The organism is Sphingomonas sp. PP-CE-1A-559, from assembly GCF_004340965.1.
In the GTDB taxonomy this organism is placed as follows: Bacteria; Pseudomonadota; Alphaproteobacteria; order Sphingomonadales; family Sphingomonadaceae; genus Sphingomonas.
In genome coordinates this window covers 809,362-825,399 of record NZ_SLYA01000002.1, presented here as the reverse complement: position 1 = coordinate 825,399, position 16,038 = coordinate 809,362, and the positions used below count along the sequence as shown (strand labels likewise).

Below are 16,038 nucleotides of genomic sequence, written 5' to 3'. Positions count from 1 at the left end.
CCGATCGTGCGGGACGCGGCTTGCAGCCGTTTCCCGTGATCGCGTCGGTGCCCGGAAGGGCTTGATTGGGAATTCGGTGCGGACGGTTCGCCGTCCCATGCCGCGGCTGTCCCTGCAACTGTAAGCGGTGAGCGAGACGCACGAGCCCTTTTCGCGAGGGCAGCCACTGGGTCGACGACTTGGGAAGGCGTGGCGAGGAGCTTTGACCCGCGAGCCAGGAGACCTGCCGGCGTCTGGTCGCTCTTGTCCCGGTCCAGGGGGTGACCGAGGCACGGTGAACGCCGCCGCGTGACACTGCTGAGCGACGACCATGTGGCGGGGGCCGCATCGGCGTCGTGCGTCGGCCGCTCATGGCGTCCGGTCGTCGCACGGCCCGGCCGTTCGCGGCAGGCCCCGGTCCTCGTCGGACGCTGCGGGGTTTGTGCATGACGACTTTGACGATGGAACGACCGACGCGGGGGTCGACACGAAAGCGCATCGGCTGGATGTTCGCAGGGCTGGTCGCGGCCAACATTGCCGCATGGTGCTGGGCGTTCTCGCTGTTCCACGCGCAACCCCTGATGCTCGGCACGGCGTTGCTGGCCTGGGGACTGGGACTGCGCCATGCTGTCGACGCCGATCACATCGCGGCAATCGACAATGTGACGCGCAAGCTGATGCAGGACGGCCAGCGCCCGATCGCGGTCGGCTTCTGGTTCGCGATCGGGCATTCGGGGATCGTGCTGATCGCCGCCGTCGCGATCGCGCTCACCGCCAACGCGCTCTCGCAGTTCGAGGCGTTCAAGCAGGTCGGCGGCGTCATCGCGACCGTTATTTCCGCCGTCTTCCTGTTCACGATCGCGGCGATGAACCTGATCATCCTGCGCTCGGTCTGGCGTACCTTCGGCCATGTCCGCGGCGGCGGCACCTATGTCGAGGAGGACCTCGACCTCCTCCTTGGCAACCGCGGCCTGCTCGCGCGGCTGTTCCGGCCGATGTTCCGGCTGGTCACACGGAGCTGGCACATGGCGCCACTCGGCTTCCTGTTCGGACTCGGTTTCGACACGGCTACAGAGGTCGCGATCCTTGGCCTCTCTGCCAGCCAGGCCGCCGACGGTCTCTCAATCGGTGTCGTCCTCGTGCTTCCGGTACTGTTCGCGACCGGCATGGCGCTGGTCGATACCGCGGACGGCGTGGTCATGCTCGGTGCCTATGAATGGGCGTTCGTGAAGCCGATCCGCAAGCTCTACTACAATATCACTATCACCTTGATCTCCGCGATCGTCGCGATCGCGATCGGCGGGATCGAGACGCTGGCGCTGCTCGGATCGAAGCTCGGCTTCACCGGCGGCATATGGGACGTCGCAACGGCGCTCGGCGAGAACTTCAACGGCCTCGGCTTCGCGATCATCGGCCTGTTCGTGCTCTGCTGGGTGCTGAGCTTCGCGATCTACCGCTGGAAACGCTTCGACGAGATCGAAGTCGTGCACGGATAAGCTAGCTCCTCTGTTCCCCGAGCTCGACGCGCTCTCGATCCTCCCCCGCCAGGGGGAGGTGGCGCGAAGCGACGGAGGGGGAGGACGGCGATCACGTTTGTTCCGTGTCCTCCCCCTCCGTCTGGCAACTGCCAGCCACCTCCCCATCGCGGGGGAGCATCGAAAACTACCGATATGCGAATTGGCAGCCCCGCCAAACTGCTCTAACCAACCCTCGAGGCTCGGTTTCACCGAACCTCACAGATCGCGCCGGTGCCCTTCGGGGCTTGAATGGGAATGCGGTGCGGGAGTTCCTCCCAATGCCGCGGCTGTCCCTGCAACTGTAAGCGGTGAGCGAGACGCACACGCCCTTCACGAGAAGGGCAGCCACTGGGGAAACCTGGGAAGGCGTACGTCGAGCCTCGACCCGCGAGCCAGGAGACCTGCCAGCGTTATGGTCGCTCTTGCTACGATCCAGGGGATGGTCGCGGCACGGTACTCCGTCTGAGCGACGAACGCGTGCGGCCGTCTGGTCGCGCGTACGTGTGCTCGCAGGAGAATACCAATGCCCGATCTTTCAAAGGTCCCCGTCACGATCGTCACCGGCTTTCTCGGAGCCGGCAAGACCACGCTGATCAGCCACCTGATCCGCAATGCGAACGGCCGCCGTCTCGCCGTCGTCGTCAACGAATTCGGCACGCTCGGTATCGACGGCGACATCCTGAAGGGTTGTGCGATCCCCGATTGCCCGGCTGAGAACGTCGTGGAGCTGGCGAACGGCTGCATCTGCTGCACGGTGGCGGACGATTTCATTCCGACCGTCGAGGCGCTCCTCGCGCTCGACCCGCGCCCCGATCACATCCTGATCGAGACCTCCGGGCTCGCACTGCCCAAGCCGCTGCTGAAGGCGTTCGACTGGCCCGCAATCCGCTCGCGCATCACCGTCGACGGCGTCATCGCGCTCGCCGATGCGGAAGCCGTCGCCGCGGGTCGCTTCGCCCCCGACGTGGCCGCGCTCGACGCGCAACGTGCCGCCGACCCCAGCGTCGATCACGAGACGCCGCTCTCGGAGGTGTTCGAGGATCAGCTCGCCTGCGCCGATCTGGTGCTCCTGACCAAGGTCGATCTCGCCGGCCCCGAAGGCGTGACCAAGGCGCGCGCCGTCATCGCCGCGGAGTCCGCAAGACCACTCCCGGTGATCGACCTGACCGACGGCATCATCGATCCTCGCGTGATCCTCGGCCTCAACGCCGCGGCCGAGGACGATATCGCCAGCCGCCCGTCGCATCACGACGGCGAGGACGATCACGAGCATGACGATTTCGACAGCGTCGTCGTCGAACTCGGCGAAATCGCCGACCCCGCCGACCTGACCGCGAAGATCGAGGCGCTCGCCCGCAGCGCCGACATCCTCCGCGTGAAGGGCTACGCTGCAGTCACCGGCAAGCCGATGCGCCTGCTCGTTCAGGCCGTCGGCGCGCGGGTCCGTACGCAGTACGACCGCCCGTGGCGCGCGGGCGAACCGCGCCGCACGCAACTCGTGGTCATTGCCGAGCACGACCGGATCGACGAGGCCCGCATCAAGGCCGCGCTGGACGGCTGAGGCCCACGATGCACGTCGTCTTCCGCGAGACCCACGGGCTGGAGGAAAGCGCGGTCCCGCAGGACCTCGCCCAATCCCCCGCGGACCTCGTCGTCCTCTCGTTCTCCGACGGTGACCTCGGCGCGTTCGCCGCGGGCTGGAAACGTGCGGATGTCGCCGGAAGCCGGTTGCCCTCGCTGCGCCTAGCGAACCTGACCGCGCTCCAGCACCCGCTCTCGGTCGACACCTACATCGAACAGACGCTGGCGGGCGCGAAGGGCATCCTGATCCGGCTGATCGGCGGGCGCTCCTACTGGAGTTACGGCCTGCAACAGGTCGAAAACCTCGCGCGCGAGAACGGCATCGCGCTCGGCGTCCTTGCCGCAGACGGCCGCATCGACACACGCCTCGACGCCGCATCGACGATCCCGCTCTCGACGCTCCGCCGCCTGGCGCATCTCTGCGACACCGGCGGCGCGGTCGCAGCGCAGGCAGCGCTCGCCCAGTTCGCGCTCGCGGCCGGCATTTACGCCGGCCCCGTCACCGGCGTCCGCGCGATCGCCGACGTGGGCGGCTGGCAGCCGCATGACGGCGTGACGTGCCCAGCCGCCTTCCACGTGAACGCGACACGCCCCCGCATCCTGATCGTCTTCTACCGCTCGTACCTGACCGCCGCAGACCTCCATCCGATCGAAGCGCTTCACGCCGAACTGACCGCGCGAGGGTTCGACGTCATCGGCCTCTTCGCACCTTCGCTCAAAGCGCCGGACGCAGCCGGCTGGCTGAGCCGCTGGGCCACAGCGTTAAGGCCTGCCGCGATCGTCAACGCCACCGCGTTCTCCGCACGCGGCGCTACCGACACCACGCCTCTCGACGGTGCCGAAGTCCCCGTCTTCCAGATCGCGCTCGCCACCTTCGACCGCGCCGCCTGGTCCCGCGCCACCCGAGGCCTGTCGCCTGCCGACCTAGCGATGCACGTCGTCCTCCCCGAAGTGGACGGCCGCCTCTTCGCCGGCGTCGCCAGCTTCAAGGAAGCCGCCGCGCGAGACGGCGACCTGGAATACACCCGCCGCGAACACCGCGCCGACCCAGCCCGCATCACCGCCATCGCCGCTCGCATCGAAGCCTGGACGAACCTCGCCAGCAAACCCGTCTCCGACCACCGCATCGCGATCATCCTCTCTACCTATCCCGGCAAGACGTACCAGATGGCGCACGCCGTCGGTCTCGACGCGCTAGCCTCCACGCAAGCGATCCTCGCCGATCTCACCGAAGCGGGCTACGCGATCACCCCCGACGCAACTGATCTCGCTACCTCCCGCATCCACTGGCTGCTCGCCGAGTACCGCAAAGCTCTCGCGCATCTTCCCGAAGCGCTCCGCAGCGATCTCCATGAAACCTGGGGCGAACCCACCGAAGACTTCGCTTTCACCGCGATCGACCAAGGCGGAGCACTCGTCGCCCTTCAACCCGAACGCGGCCGAACCGAGCAACGCGCGGAGGAGTATCACGACCTCTCGCGTTGCCCCTGCCACGCCTATGTCGCCTTCTACCTCTGGCTGCGCGAACGCGGCACCGATGCGCTGGTCCACGTCGGCGCGCACGGCACGCTCGAATGGCTCCCCGGCAAGTCGGTTGCGCTGTCCGATGCCTGCTGGCCCGAGGCGTTGACCGGCGCGATGCCCGTCATCTACCCTTTCATCGTCAACGATCCCGGCGAGGCCGCCCAAGCCAAGCGTCGCATCGGTGCGGTCACGCTAGGCCACGTCCCGCCGCCTCTCGAACTTACGCGTACCGGTGCCGGCCTCGGTCGTCTCGAAGCGCTGCTCGACGAATTCTCCAACGCAGACGGCCTCGATCCAGCCCGCCGCGACCGCCTGCAACGTGACATCCGCGACGAAGCCACCGCCACCGGCCTCGCCGCAACACTGGGCCTCGACGACGCGCAATCCCAAGCCGACGCGATCACCCGCATCGACGCGTTCGTCTGCGACGTGAAGGAGAGCCAGTATGGCGACGGCCTCCACATCTACGGCCGCGGCGAACACGGCGCAGCCGAACGCGCCGGTCTCCTGTCGGCGCTCCAAGGCAAGCGCGTCGCGTCCGGCCCCTCCGGCTCCCCGTGGCGAGGTCGCGCCGACGTCCTCCCCACCGGCCGCAACCTCTACACCACCGACCCCCGGGCGGTTCCGTCGCGCGCCGCCCATACCCAAGGCGCGAAGCTCGCCGACGAACTCGTCCGCCGCCACCTCCAGGATCATGGCGACTACCCCCGCAACCTCGTCGTCGACCTCTGGGCCTCCGCCACGATGCGAACGGCCGGCGAAGAGTTCGCGATGGCACTCCACCTGCTCGGCGCTGAACCTGTCTGGGACATGCAATCCGACCGCGTGACGGGCGTCGAGATCCTCCCGCTGGCCAACTTCGACCGCCCCCGCATTGACGTCACCCTGCGCGTATCCGGCCTGTTCCGCGACGCCTTCCCGACGCTCTGCACGATGTTCGGCCAGACCGTCCGCGCCCTCGCCGCACGCGACGAGCCCGCCGACTGGAACCCGTTCGTCGGCAAGCCAGCCACCGCCCGAGTCTACGGCCCCGAACCCGGCCGCTACGGCCTCAGCATGGGCGACGCGGCCGAGACCTACACGCCGGAAGCGCGCCTGACCGCCGGCCAAGCGTGGCTGTCCGCCTCCAGCCACGCGCTCGACGCCGATGGGGAAGGGGGCCAGGACGCGTTCGACCCCGTCGGCATCCGCGACCGGGTCGCCGCCGCCGATGCCTTCGTCCACGTCCAGGACCTGCCCGAAACCGACCTCCTCCTCGCCGCAGATTACGCCGCACACGAGGCCGGCTTCGCCGCCGCGCAATCGGTCGCGGGGGGCAGCGCCACGCTCTACCATCTCGACGCACGCGATCCGAACCACGCCAAGGCCCGCCCGCTCAAGGAGGAGATCGCCCGCGTCGTCCACGCCCGCGCGGCACATCCGGCCTGGGTCGACGGCATGATGCGCCACGGCTTCCGCGGTGGCGCGGAGATCGCCGCGACGCTCGATCACCTCGGCGCCTTCGCGCATCTCGCTAGCGCAGTCCGTCCCGAACTGATTGACCTCTATTACGACGCGACGCTGGGCCGCGACGACGTCCACGCCTTCCTCGCCGATGCCAACCCCGGCGCACTCGCGGCAATGCAGGCGCGTTTCGCAGCACTCCACGCCGCCGACCTATGGCCGACCCGCCGCAACTCGATCCTCGCCGCACTGGACCTGCCGGCATGAGCGCATTTGTCGTCAAGGGCTGGTGCCCCGACGCATGGCGCCCGATGATGGCCGGCGATGGCCTGTTGGTCCGCATCCGCCCACCGCTCGGTCGCGTGACGCGCGAGCAAACACTCGGCCTGTGCGACGCGGCGGCGACGCACGGCAACGGCCTGATCGACCTGACCAGCCGCGCGAACCTCCAGATCCGCGGCGTCCGCAAGGAAAGCTGGCGTCCGTTGATCGACACGCTGCTCGACCTCGGCCTCATCGATCCCGATCCAATCCGGGAAGCGCGTGCGAACATCCTCGTCGCGCCGGAATGGCGGCCAGGCGACGACACCCACCGCATCGCCGAACTCTTGCGCGCGCGTCTGGCGGACTTGCCCGAACTCCCTGGCAAAATAGGCTTCGCGATCGACGCTGGCGTAGCGCCGGTGTTGCAAGACGCCCCCGCCGACTTCCGCATCGAGCGCGCTGCATCAGGAACGCTCATCCTCCGCGCAGACGGCCGGACCCTTGGCACGCCGGTATCGCCCGGCACCGAAGCCGACCGGTTGATCGCACTCGCGTACTGGTTCGTCGACAGCGGCGGCACCGCCAGTGGCCGCATGGTACGCCACGGCGCGCCTCTCCCGGACTGGGCAGCCGCGACAACCCCTCCTGCCGCAAGCGCGCCACCACTTGGCGTCGGACAGCATGCCCTAGGACGCGCGCTAGGCCTGCCCTTCGGTCGGATCGTAGCGCGCGCGCTGGCACGCTACGTCGACACCGAACGAGCAATCGACGCGATCCGCACCACGCCTTGGCATATCGCAATCTGCGAAGCCGACGCGGCGCTCCTTGTTAAACCCGACCCAGTCGATTTCATCACCGACCCCGCCTCGCCAGCGCTTCACGCGGACGCCTGCGTCGGCGCACCAGTTTGTCCGCAAGGCAGTGTCGAGACGCGCGCGCTCGCCCTACGCCTGGCGCCGCACATCACCGGCCGCCTCCACGTCTCCGGCTGCGCCAAGGGATGCGCCCGCGCCGCCCCCGCCGACGTCACGCTCACCGGCCGCGAAGGCCGCTACGACCTCGCGTTCGACGCGCGTGCCGGCGCACCACCCTCCCGCGCAGGCCTCGACGTCGCGCAGATCCTCGCCCAGTTCGGAGCCGCCTGAATGCCGTACGCCTATGAAACCCACGGCGCGGCGATCTACCGCCAGTCCTTCGCGATGATCCGCGCCGAAGCCGATCTCGCCCGCTTCTCGCCCGAGGAGGAGCCCGTCGCGGTCCGCATGATCCACGCCGCCGGGCTCGTCGGCCTGGCGCAGCACATCCGCTTCACGCCGACGTTCGCCAGCGAAGCCCGACGCGCCCTACAGGCCGGCGCCCCGATCCTGTGCGACGCCCGCATGGTCACCGAGGGCATCACGAAGGCCAGATTGCCCGCCGACAACCGCATCCTCTGCACGCTCCACGCCCCCGAAACGCCCGAACTCGCGCGGACGATGGGCAACACCCGATCCGCCGCCGCGCTCGAACTTTGGCGCCCGCATCTCGCCGGCGCCGTCGTCGCGATCGGCAACGCGCCGACCGCGTTGTTCCACCTGCTCAACATGCTCGAAGACCCCGATTGTCCGCGTCCCGCGGCGATCATCGGCTGCCCGGTCGGCTTCGTCGGCGCGGTCGAATCCAAGGCGGCGCTGTGGGCCGACCAGCCCGTGCCTTGCGTCGTCGTCGAAGGCCGGATGGGCGGCAGCGCGATCACCGTCGCCGCGATCAACGCGCTAGCGAGCGGCACCGAATGACACCGTTGCGAACTGGGGGCACGATCCACGGCGTCGGCTTGGGTCCTGGCGCGCAGGACCTGATGAGCGTTCGTTCGGACCGCCTCGTCCGCGGCGCGCGCCACATCGCGTATTTTCGCAAGGCAGGTCGCCCCGGCCAGGCGCGAAAGATCGTCGACGGCATGCTCCGCGACGACGTGATCGAATTCCCGATGGAATACCCCGTCACCACCGAGATCCCGGTCTCGGACCCGCGCTACAACGACTGCCTGTCCGCCTTCTACGCCACCTGCATCGACCGCCTTGCAACGCTCGCAAACGCAGGCGAGGACGTTGTCGTACTCTGCGAAGGCGACCCGTTCTTCTACGGTTCGTTCATGCACCTCTACACCCGCCTCCAGACGATCGCGCCGGTGAAGGTCGTACCCGGCATCACGGGCATGTCCGGCGCGTGGACGGCCAGCGGCGCGCCGATCACCTGGGGCGACGACGTCCTGACGGTGCTGATGGGCACGCTCCCCGAAGACGACCTCGTCCGCCGCATCCGCGATACCGACGCGCTGGTGGTGATGAAGATCGGCCGCCACCTCGCCAAGCTCCGCCGCGCGGTCGCCGCTGCGGGGCGCGAGGCCGAGGCATGGCTGGTAGAATACGCAGCCATGGCCGATCAGCGCGTGACCAGACTGTGCGATGCGGAGGCGATCACGCCCTATTTCTCGATCCTGCTGATCCACGGGCAGGGGCGGCGGCCATGACCGGCTGGCTCGCCATCGCCGGCCTCGGTCCCGGCGACGAAGCGCTCGTGACGCCCGAAGTCACCGCGGCACTCGCCGAAGCGACCGACGTCATCGGCTACATCCCCTATGTCGCGCGCGTCGCCCCCCGCGAGGGCCTTACGCTCCATCCCACAGACAACCGCGTCGAACTCGATCGCGCCGCGCACGCACTCCAACTCGCAGCCCAAGGCCACCGCGTCGTAGTGGTCTCGTCGGGTGACCCCGGCGTGTTCGCAATGGCGGCGGCGGTGTTCGAAGCCCTCGAAGCCGGTCCGACGGAATGGCGCGACATCGATATCCGCGTCCTCCCCGGCATCACCGCGATGCTTGCCGCGAGCGCGCGTGCCGGCGCGCCGCTCGGCCATGATTTCTGCGCGATCAACCTGTCGGACAATCTAAAGCCATGGGGCGTGATCGAACGCCGCGTGCGCCTCGCCGCCGAAGCCGATTTCGCGATAGCCTTCTACAACCCGCGATCGAAGGCGCGCCCCGACGGCCTGATCCGCATCTTCGACCTCCTTCGCGAAACCTGCGCCGACGACCGCCCCGTCCTGTTCGCCCGCGCGGTTTCGACGCCCGAGGAAACGCTGCGCATCGTGCCCCTGACCGAAGCCCGCGCGGACATGGCGGACATGCGGACGATGATCATCATCGGCTCCAGCCTGACGCGCGTTATCGATCGCCCGGCGGGACCGATCCTCTACACCCCCAGGTCGGCGCCATGATCGAGCCAGCGCATCACATCCGCCACCGCGTGCACCTCGCGTCGAGCGGGCAGGGCAGGCCGATCGATCATGATTACCGGGAGCCCAAGCGCGCGCGCTGCATGCAGTTTGGCCGACGCCCCCGTGCCACCAGCGTTCTTGCAAACCACGACTTCGATGCCGTGCGCCTCCATCAACCGCCGATCGCCCTCGACATCGAACGGTCCGCGATCGACCACGAGATGATGACGCGGCAATCCTGGAGTCTGGTCGGGCACATCGACGAACCGCAGCAGATAGTGGTGCTGCGGCTGCTCGGCGAACGCGTCGACATGCATCCGCCCCAGCGCCAGCATCACGCGCCGCGGTGGCCCGTTCAGCGCCGCAACCGCAGCGTCGATATCGGCCACGCGCGTCCACCTATCGCCAGCAACCGGCAACCAAGCAGGCCGCGTCAGTGCAATATGCGCGACACCGGTGCGCTCCGCCGCGAGAACCGAGTTTGTGCTCATCCGAGCCGCGAAGGGGTGCGTCGCGTCGACCAGATGCGTCACGCGATGTTCGCTCAGATAGCGGACAAGCCCATCGACGCCGCCAAAACCGCCGATGCGCACCGCGATCGGTTGCGCTTTCGGTTCGGCGACGCGTCCGGCATAGCTCAGCACCGCATCGTTGCCTCGCGCAGCCAGCGCCGCGGCAAGTACACTAGCCTCGGTCGTGCCGCCCAGCACCAGGATGTTCGACATGGCTGACACTCCCTGGCTGACGATCATCGGTATAGGCGAAGAAGGCGTGGATGGCCTGTCCGCGTCGGCGAAGGCCGCATTGGCGCAAGCCGAGTTCGTGACCGGCGCCACCCGCCACCTCGCGTTGCTCCCGGACCTTAAGAGCGCGGTCGAACCCTGGCCAGTCCCGTTCGGCGACGGTGTCACTCGGCTGCTCGCGCACCGTGGCAAGCGCGTCGCGATGCTCGTGTCCGGCGATCCGTTCTGGTTCGGCGCGGGTACGTCGATCACGCGCCACCTCGATTCCGGCGAATGGGTAGCGCACCCCGCGCCCTCGACATTTGGTCTCGCCGCCTCGCGCCTCGGCTGGCCGATCGAGGAAACCAGTTGCCTGGGTCTCCACGCCGCACCTTTTGCCCGCCTCCGTCAGCATATCGTACCCGGTCGTCGCGCGATCGTGCTCGTGCGCGACGGCGGAGGGGTTGCCGGATTGGCACGGTACCTCTCCGACCTCAACTTCGGGCAATCGCGCCTGCACATCCTCGAAGCACTCGGCGGCCCCCGCGAGCGTGTTCGCGACATCGCAGCAGCCGACCTCGATGATGACGACATCGTGCATCCCGTCGCGGTCGGGATCGTCTTCGCGGGGCAGGGCAAGGTTGTGCCTCGCACATCCGGCCTGCCGGACACATGGTTCGATCATGACGGCCAGCTTACCAAGCGCCCGGTTCGCGCGCTGACATTGTCCGCGCTCGCCCCAAGGCCCGGCGAGACGCTGTGGGACATCGGCGCCGGGTCTGGCTCGATCGGCATCGAGTGGTTGCTCGCTCATCCATCGACGCACGCCACCGCATTCGAAGCCGATCCCATTCGCGCTGGCCGAGCCGAGAGCAACGCTGCAGCCCTGGGCGTCGATCGACTTCGTGTGATCCGGGGCCGTGCACCGGAGGTACTCGAAGGTCACGCGGCACCAGATGCGGTCTTCGTCGGCGGTGGGCTCTCCGAAGCCTTGCTCGAAACATTATGGGCGAGGCTGCCAGGGGGCGCACGCTTGGTCGCCAACGCAGTGACGCTCGAATCCGAGGCATTGTTGTCACGCTGGCACGGACTGAAGGGCGGCACCCTGCTGCGCGTCGAACTGTCGGAAGCCACCCCGCTCGGCACACGACGCGGCTGGCGCGCGAGCTATCCGGTCGTCCAGTGGAGCGTCACGCTGTGATCGTCGCCGGCTTCGGGTTCCGCGCGGAGGCGACGCTGGCATCGCTGCAAGATGCGCTTGCCAGCGCGCAGCACGGCCAGGCGCAAGTCACGCGGCTTGCCACCCCCCGCGACAAGGCTCCGTTGGTCGAAGGGCTCGCCGAGGTGCTGGATCTGCTCCTGGTCGCTATCGACCCAGATGCGCTATGCGCTGCACAAACGGCCACGAAGTCGGCTTTTAGCCTGAAGATACGCCAGACTGGCAGCGTCGCCGAAGCTTGCGCACTCGCTGCGGCAGGACCCGGCGCGCGGTTGCTGACGTCGCGCCACATTTCCCAGGATCGCATGGCGACGTGCGCCATCGCAGAAGGATTCGCATGACCGTCCACTTCATCGGCGCAGGCCCAGGCGCGCCCGACCTGCTTACGCTCCGCGGGCGCGACCGGATCGCCGGATCGCCCGTATGTCTCTATGCGGGCTCGCTGATTCCCGCGGCGATGCTCGATCATTGTCCGCCCGATGCCCGCATCGTCAACACCGCGCCGCTCTCGCTCGACGAGATCATCGCCGAGATCCAGACCGCGCACGACGCCGGCCAGGACGTCGCCCGGCTCCACTCCGGCGACCTGTCGATCTGGTCGGCGATGGGCGAGCAACTCCGCCGCCTCCGCGCGCTCAACATCACGTTCACGATCACCCCCGGCGTACCAGCCTTCGCCGCCGCCGCCGCTGCGCTGGAGGTCGAACTGACGCTGCCCGAACTCGCGCAGTCGGTAGTGCTGACTCGAACGCCCGGGCGCGCTAGCACGATGCCGCCGGCCGAGACCTTGGCAGCCTTCGCCGCAACCGGTGCGACGCTCGCGATCTATCTTTCGGTCCACAATCTCGCACAGGTGATTGCGGACCTCACGCCGTTCTACGGTACCGATTGCCCAGTAGCGATCGTCTGGCGAGCAAGCTGGCCAGACCAGCAGATCGTGCGGGCCACGCTAGCGACGATCGCCCACGCCGTAGCGGGCAAACCCGATCGCACCGCACTGATTCTCGTCGGCCAAGCGCTTGCCGCGCAGGATTTTGCCGAGAGCAGCTTGTATGCGGTAAGCTATGACCGCCGCTTCCGGCCACAAGCGGCGGACTCGAAGTTCGCTGGAGGGGAGGCGTGACGCCCGGCCTGATGGTCGCCGCACCCGCATCGGGCACCGGCAAGACCACCGTCATGCTCGGCCTTCTCCGCGCGCTCCGCGACGACGGCCTGGCGGTGCAGCCGTTCAAGAGCGGCCCCGACTATATCGATCCTGCCTTCCACCGCGCCGCCAGCGGTCGCGCGTCGTTCAACCTCGATAGCTGGTCGATGTCCTCGGCAATGCTCGATACGCTAGCCGGCAAGGCCGATGGCGCGGACTTCGCGCTTGCGGAAGGCTCGATGGGTCTGTTCGACGGCGTCGCGAAACTCGGCGCTACCGGTAACGGTGCCAGCGCCGATATTGCACGCCGGATGGGCTGGCCGGTCGTGCTGGTGATCGACGTTTCCGGACAGGCACAGTCCGCCGCCGCCACCGTGCTCGGGTTCAGCCGTTACGATCCCAGCGTGCCGATCGCCGGTGTCATCCTCAACCGCGTCGCCAGTCCGCGGCACGAACGTCTCGCGCGCGCCGGCATGGACGCGGTCGGCATCCGCGTGTTCGGGGCATTGCCAAGGCGCGGCGACCTTAAGCTCCCCGAACGCCATCTCGGATTGGTGCAGGCAGTGGAACATCCCGATCTCGATGCGCGGATCGCCGAATATGCGGACTTCCTGCGCGCGCATGTCGATATCCCCGCGCTCCGCGACGCCGCGACGGCAAGCACCAGACCGACGAGCGTGACAAACTGGATACGCCCCCCGGCCCAGCGCGTCGCGCTGGCGCAGGACGCGGCCTTCTCGTTCACCTACGCCCACGTCCTCGAAGGCTGGCGGCGCGCCGGTGCCGAAATCCTGCCCTTCTCTCCGCTGGCCGACCAGGCTCCCGCAGCGGACGCCGATCTGACCTGGCTCCCCGGCGGTTATCCCGAACTGCACGCAGGCAAGCTTGCCGAAGCCCACCGGTTCAAGGCAGGCCTGACCGAATTCGCAAAGACCCGCCCGGTCCACGGCGAGTGCGGCGGCTACATGGCGCTCGGCGAGGCGCTTATCGACGCGGACGGGGTTCGCCACCGGATGGCGGGACTGCTCGGCCTCGTCACCAGCTATGCCCAGCGGAAGATGCATCTCGGCTATCGTAGCGCGACCTTGCTCGCGCCGATGGGCGGCGTGGCGACCGGCGCATCGCTCACCGGCCACGAATTCCACTACTCCACGATCCTCGATCAGCCCGACGCCGCGCTCGCGCACGTCACCGACGCAGAGGGCAACGTGGTCCCCGAAACCGGCTCGTATCGCGGCCGCGTATCGGGCAGTTTCTTCCACATGATCGCTGCCAATCCATGACCGGTTTCGTCTCGATCGTCGGCTCCGGGCCCGGCGACCCCGAACTCCTGACGTTGAAGGCGGTATCGCGGTTGCAGGCAGCGGACGCGGTCTTGTTCGACGACCTGTCGTCCGGCGCGGTCCTGGGGCATGTCCGCTCCGGTGCCGACCTCGTCGCAGTCGGCAAACGCGCGGGTCGTCCATCGCCGAGCCAGGCGCACGTCTCCAAACTGCTGGTCGAGTATGCCCAGACCGGTATCCGCGTCGTTCGCCTCAAGTCCGGCGATGCGGGTATGTTCGGTCGCCTCGAGGAGGAGATCGTCGCGCTGAGGGCCGCAGGGATAGCGTTCGAGATCATCCCCGGCATCAGCGCCGCGAGCGCCGCCGCGGCCGCCGCGCAGATCCCGCTTACCCGGAGGCTCAGCGCCCGCCGAGTCCAGTTCGTCACCGGCCACGACGTCACCGGCGACCTGCCCGAACAGCGCAACATGGCCGCGCTCGCCGATCCCGGGGCGACGACCGTGGTGTTCATGCCAAAGCGAACATTCCCGGCGCTCGCGGCATTGCTAATCGAGCACGGCCTTTCCCCGAACACGCCCGCGCTGATCGCCGAAAATATCGGACATCCCGACCAGTCGCTGATCCGGTCGACCATTGCCGACCTTGCTGCGCAATTGCAGGCAGGCTTCTCCAGCAAGCCCGCGCTGATCCTCTACGGTCCGCTGATGGATCCTGAGACCGAAACATGATCGACCTTCACCTCATCGGTATCGGAACCGGCAACCCCGATCACCTCACGCGCGCCGCGATCGTCGCGATGAACGCCGCCGACCTGATCCTGCTGCCCCGGAAGGGCGATGCGAAGTCCGACCTGATCGATCTCCGCCGCGGGATCTGTGCAGAGGTGCTGACCGGAGCTACGCGTGTCGTCGAATTCGACCTGCCCGAGCGCGACACGACCGCGCCCTATCTACGCGCGGTCGACCAATGGCATGACGCCATTGCCGTCGTCTGGAGCATTCAGATCGCGCAACACTTGCCGAACGGCGGCCGTCTCGCGTTACTCGTATGGGGAGATCCGTCGCTGTACGACAGCACGTTGCGCATCGCCGATCGGCTGCGAACGGACGGTATGGCGATGACCGTAACCGTCGAGCCCGGCATCACCAGCCTCCAGGCGCTGACGGCAGCGCACGCCATACCGCTGAACACGGTCGGCGCGCCGGTTCTCGTGACGACGGGTCGAAGGCTGAGGGCATGGGGGTGGCCGGCCGATATCGGTACGATCGCCGTGATGCTCGATGGCGATTGCGCGTTCCAGACGCTCGACGCGGCGGGTATTTCGATCTGGTGGGGTGCGTATCTGGGGATGAAGGATCAAATGCTGATCGCCGGCCCCTTGACCGTCGTCGCGAAACGGATCGTCCAGACTCGTGCCGATCTTCGCGAGCAGCATGGTTGGATCATGGATATCTATCTTTTGCGCCGCGATACGTCCCGCCGATCGGATAACTCAGGCTAACCTGAACCTTGGATGGCTGGCACGTTCAGCAAGTATTTGTATTGCCGACCGTAATCGCCCCCGATCGAAACAACGTCGGAGTCCGACCATGCTCAAGATCGTCATAATCGTTTGTGCGGCGATATGGGGAGCATCGATGCTGTTTGGGGTGACCCTGCTCGTGGGGAGTCGCTACTCGACCCATATCCGCCGGTTCGTGACCGGAGACTGAGCGCGTTTGGAAGAAACGATCGGCGCGTCCGAGACGGCGCCGATCGCCCCGTAAATGCTGATTATTCGAGGTCGTCTTCGTCGACGATGATCGTCGATGCATTCGGCTTGCGCTCGATGGCCGCGAGGCACGCGTCGACGATGTCGTCGTTGAAGCGGTTGAACAGCTCGATGCCGTCGTCCTCGGGTTCGTCGCCGCTCAGTTCCTTCAGAACCGCGTACTTGACCGCGAACTCATATTCGTCGCCGTCGAACTCGCCGGAAAATTCGATCTGCTTCTGGATGTCGTTGTCGACGACGCTCGCCTGATCGATTTCAAGGGTATTTGCCATGTCGGAACTCCTGGGGTTTGACCGCCTACTGCCTGCGAGCGGGCGGCAGTGCAAGCGCTCAACC

15 protein-coding genes and 2 riboswitches are annotated in these 16,038 nt (G+C 67.6%); of the genes, 13 read left to right on the top strand and 2 right to left on the bottom strand.

Going from position 1 to position 16,038, the window contains the following annotated elements; all coding sequences use genetic code 11:
- Positions 1-28 precede the first annotated feature (28 nt).
- Positions 29-246, top strand: a riboswitch (cobalamin riboswitch).
- A gap of 179 nt (positions 247-425) precedes the next feature.
- From C8J42_RS09205 to cobJ, 7 genes are all read left to right on the top strand, one after another.
- Positions 426-1,475, top strand: a complete 1,050-nt coding sequence (locus C8J42_RS09205) for a HoxN/HupN/NixA family nickel/cobalt transporter (protein WP_133019746.1) — start codon at positions 426-428, stop codon at positions 1,473-1,475.
- A gap of 233 nt (positions 1,476-1,708) precedes the next feature.
- Positions 1,709-1,920: riboswitch (cobalamin riboswitch) on the top strand.
- A 99-nt stretch (positions 1,921-2,019) separates the two neighbouring features.
- Positions 2,020-3,057, top strand: coding sequence for a cobalamin biosynthesis protein CobW (gene cobW / locus C8J42_RS09200; RefSeq protein ID WP_133019745.1), 1,038 nt, complete (start codon positions 2,020-2,022; stop codon positions 3,055-3,057).
- Between the two features lie 8 nt (positions 3,058-3,065).
- Positions 3,066-6,311: a cobaltochelatase subunit CobN gene (gene cobN, locus C8J42_RS09195; RefSeq protein ID WP_133019744.1), complete on the top strand. Its 3,246-nt coding sequence runs from the start codon at positions 3,066-3,068 to the stop codon at positions 6,309-6,311.
- Positions 6,308-7,453 carry a cobalamin biosynthesis protein CobG gene (locus C8J42_RS09190; RefSeq protein WP_133019743.1) on the top strand — a complete coding sequence of 382 codons (1,146 nt, stop codon included), beginning with the start codon at positions 6,308-6,310 and terminating at the stop codon, positions 7,451-7,453. The genes cobN and C8J42_RS09190 overlap by 4 nt, the downstream gene beginning before the upstream one ends.
- On the top strand, positions 7,454-8,083 hold the full coding sequence (locus C8J42_RS09185; RefSeq protein WP_133019742.1) for a precorrin-8X methylmutase: 630 nt from the start codon (positions 7,454-7,456) through the stop codon (positions 8,081-8,083).
- Entirely contained in the window at positions 8,080-8,817 is a 738-nt protein-coding gene (cobI, locus tag C8J42_RS09180; RefSeq protein ID WP_133019741.1) for a precorrin-2 C(20)-methyltransferase, read from the top strand. The genes C8J42_RS09185 and cobI overlap by 4 nt, the downstream gene beginning before the upstream one ends.
- Complete coding sequence (gene cobJ / locus C8J42_RS09175; RefSeq protein WP_133019740.1) at positions 8,814-9,563, top strand: precorrin-3B C(17)-methyltransferase; 750 nt, start codon at positions 8,814-8,816, stop codon at positions 9,561-9,563. Before cobI ends, cobJ begins: the two co-directional genes overlap by 4 nt.
- Here cobJ and C8J42_RS09170 read toward each other — a convergent pair.
- Positions 9,539-10,288: a cobalt-precorrin-6A reductase gene (locus C8J42_RS09170; RefSeq protein ID WP_133019739.1), complete on the bottom strand. Its 750-nt coding sequence runs from the start codon at positions 10,286-10,288 to the stop codon at positions 9,539-9,541. The genes cobJ and C8J42_RS09170 overlap by 25 nt on opposite strands.
- On the opposite strand from C8J42_RS09170, the gene cbiE reads away from it, so the two are divergent.
- From cbiE to cobF, 6 genes are read left to right on the top strand one after another with little or no spacing between them, the layout of a single operon-like run.
- A complete protein-coding gene (gene cbiE / locus C8J42_RS09165) occupies positions 10,278-11,486 on the top strand; it encodes a precorrin-6y C5,15-methyltransferase (decarboxylating) subunit CbiE (RefSeq protein WP_133019738.1) in 1,209 nt (402 codons plus the stop codon). The two genes, C8J42_RS09170 and cbiE, sit on opposite strands and share 11 nt — an antisense overlap.
- Positions 11,483-11,845: a cobalamin biosynthesis protein gene (locus C8J42_RS09160; protein ID WP_133019977.1), complete on the top strand. Its 363-nt coding sequence runs from the start codon at positions 11,483-11,485 to the stop codon at positions 11,843-11,845. The genes cbiE and C8J42_RS09160 overlap by 4 nt, the downstream gene beginning before the upstream one ends.
- Positions 11,842-12,627: a precorrin-4 C(11)-methyltransferase gene (cobM, locus tag C8J42_RS09155; protein WP_133019737.1), complete on the top strand. Its 786-nt coding sequence runs from the start codon at positions 11,842-11,844 to the stop codon at positions 12,625-12,627. The genes C8J42_RS09160 and cobM overlap by 4 nt, the downstream gene beginning before the upstream one ends.
- 11 nt (positions 12,628-12,638) lie before the next feature.
- On the top strand, positions 12,639-13,931 hold the full coding sequence (locus C8J42_RS09150) for a cobyrinate a,c-diamide synthase (protein ID WP_133019976.1): 1,293 nt from the start codon (positions 12,639-12,641) through the stop codon (positions 13,929-13,931).
- Positions 13,928-14,659 (top strand): uroporphyrinogen-III C-methyltransferase, encoded by a 732-nt coding sequence (cobA, locus tag C8J42_RS09145; RefSeq protein ID WP_133019736.1) that lies wholly within the window; start codon positions 13,928-13,930, stop codon positions 14,657-14,659. The genes C8J42_RS09150 and cobA overlap by 4 nt, the downstream gene beginning before the upstream one ends.
- Positions 14,656-15,432 (top strand): precorrin-6A synthase (deacetylating), encoded by a 777-nt coding sequence (gene cobF / locus C8J42_RS09140; protein WP_133019735.1) that lies wholly within the window; start codon positions 14,656-14,658, stop codon positions 15,430-15,432. The genes cobA and cobF overlap by 4 nt, the downstream gene beginning before the upstream one ends.
- Positions 15,433-15,704: 272 nt before the next feature.
- On the opposite strand, the gene C8J42_RS09135 is transcribed toward cobF, so the two are convergent.
- Entirely contained in the window at positions 15,705-15,974 is a 270-nt protein-coding gene (locus C8J42_RS09135) for a DUF1488 family protein (RefSeq protein WP_056058830.1), read from the bottom strand.
- Positions 15,975-16,038: the final 64 nt, after the last annotated feature.

Coding starts and splice junctions, on each gene's coding strand:
- cobF (WP_133019735.1), top strand. CDS start 14,656: ATGATCGACCTTCACCTCATCGGTATCGGAACCGGCAACCCCGATCAC.
- cobN (WP_133019744.1), top strand. CDS start 3,066: ATGCACGTCGTCTTCCGCGAGACCCACGGGCTGGAGGAAAGCGCGGTC.
- C8J42_RS09170 (WP_133019739.1), bottom strand. CDS start 10,288: ATGTCGAACATCCTGGTGCTGGGCGGCACGACCGAGGCTAGTGTACTT.
- C8J42_RS09185 (WP_133019742.1), top strand. CDS start 7,454: ATGCCGTACGCCTATGAAACCCACGGCGCGGCGATCTACCGCCAGTCC.
- C8J42_RS09135 (WP_056058830.1), bottom strand. CDS start 15,974: ATGGCAAATACCCTTGAAATCGATCAGGCGAGCGTCGTCGACAACGAC.
- cbiE (WP_133019738.1), top strand. CDS start 10,278: ATGTTCGACATGGCTGACACTCCCTGGCTGACGATCATCGGTATAGGC.
- cobM (WP_133019737.1), top strand. CDS start 11,842: ATGACCGTCCACTTCATCGGCGCAGGCCCAGGCGCGCCCGACCTGCTT.
- C8J42_RS09190 (WP_133019743.1), top strand. CDS start 6,308: ATGAGCGCATTTGTCGTCAAGGGCTGGTGCCCCGACGCATGGCGCCCG.
- cobI (WP_133019741.1), top strand. CDS start 8,080: ATGACACCGTTGCGAACTGGGGGCACGATCCACGGCGTCGGCTTGGGT.
- cobJ (WP_133019740.1), top strand. CDS start 8,814: ATGACCGGCTGGCTCGCCATCGCCGGCCTCGGTCCCGGCGACGAAGCG.
- cobA (WP_133019736.1), top strand. CDS start 13,928: ATGACCGGTTTCGTCTCGATCGTCGGCTCCGGGCCCGGCGACCCCGAA.
- cobW (WP_133019745.1), top strand. CDS start 2,020: ATGCCCGATCTTTCAAAGGTCCCCGTCACGATCGTCACCGGCTTTCTC.
- C8J42_RS09150 (WP_133019976.1), top strand. CDS start 12,639: ATGGTCGCCGCACCCGCATCGGGCACCGGCAAGACCACCGTCATGCTC.
- C8J42_RS09205 (WP_133019746.1), top strand. CDS start 426: ATGACGACTTTGACGATGGAACGACCGACGCGGGGGTCGACACGAAAG.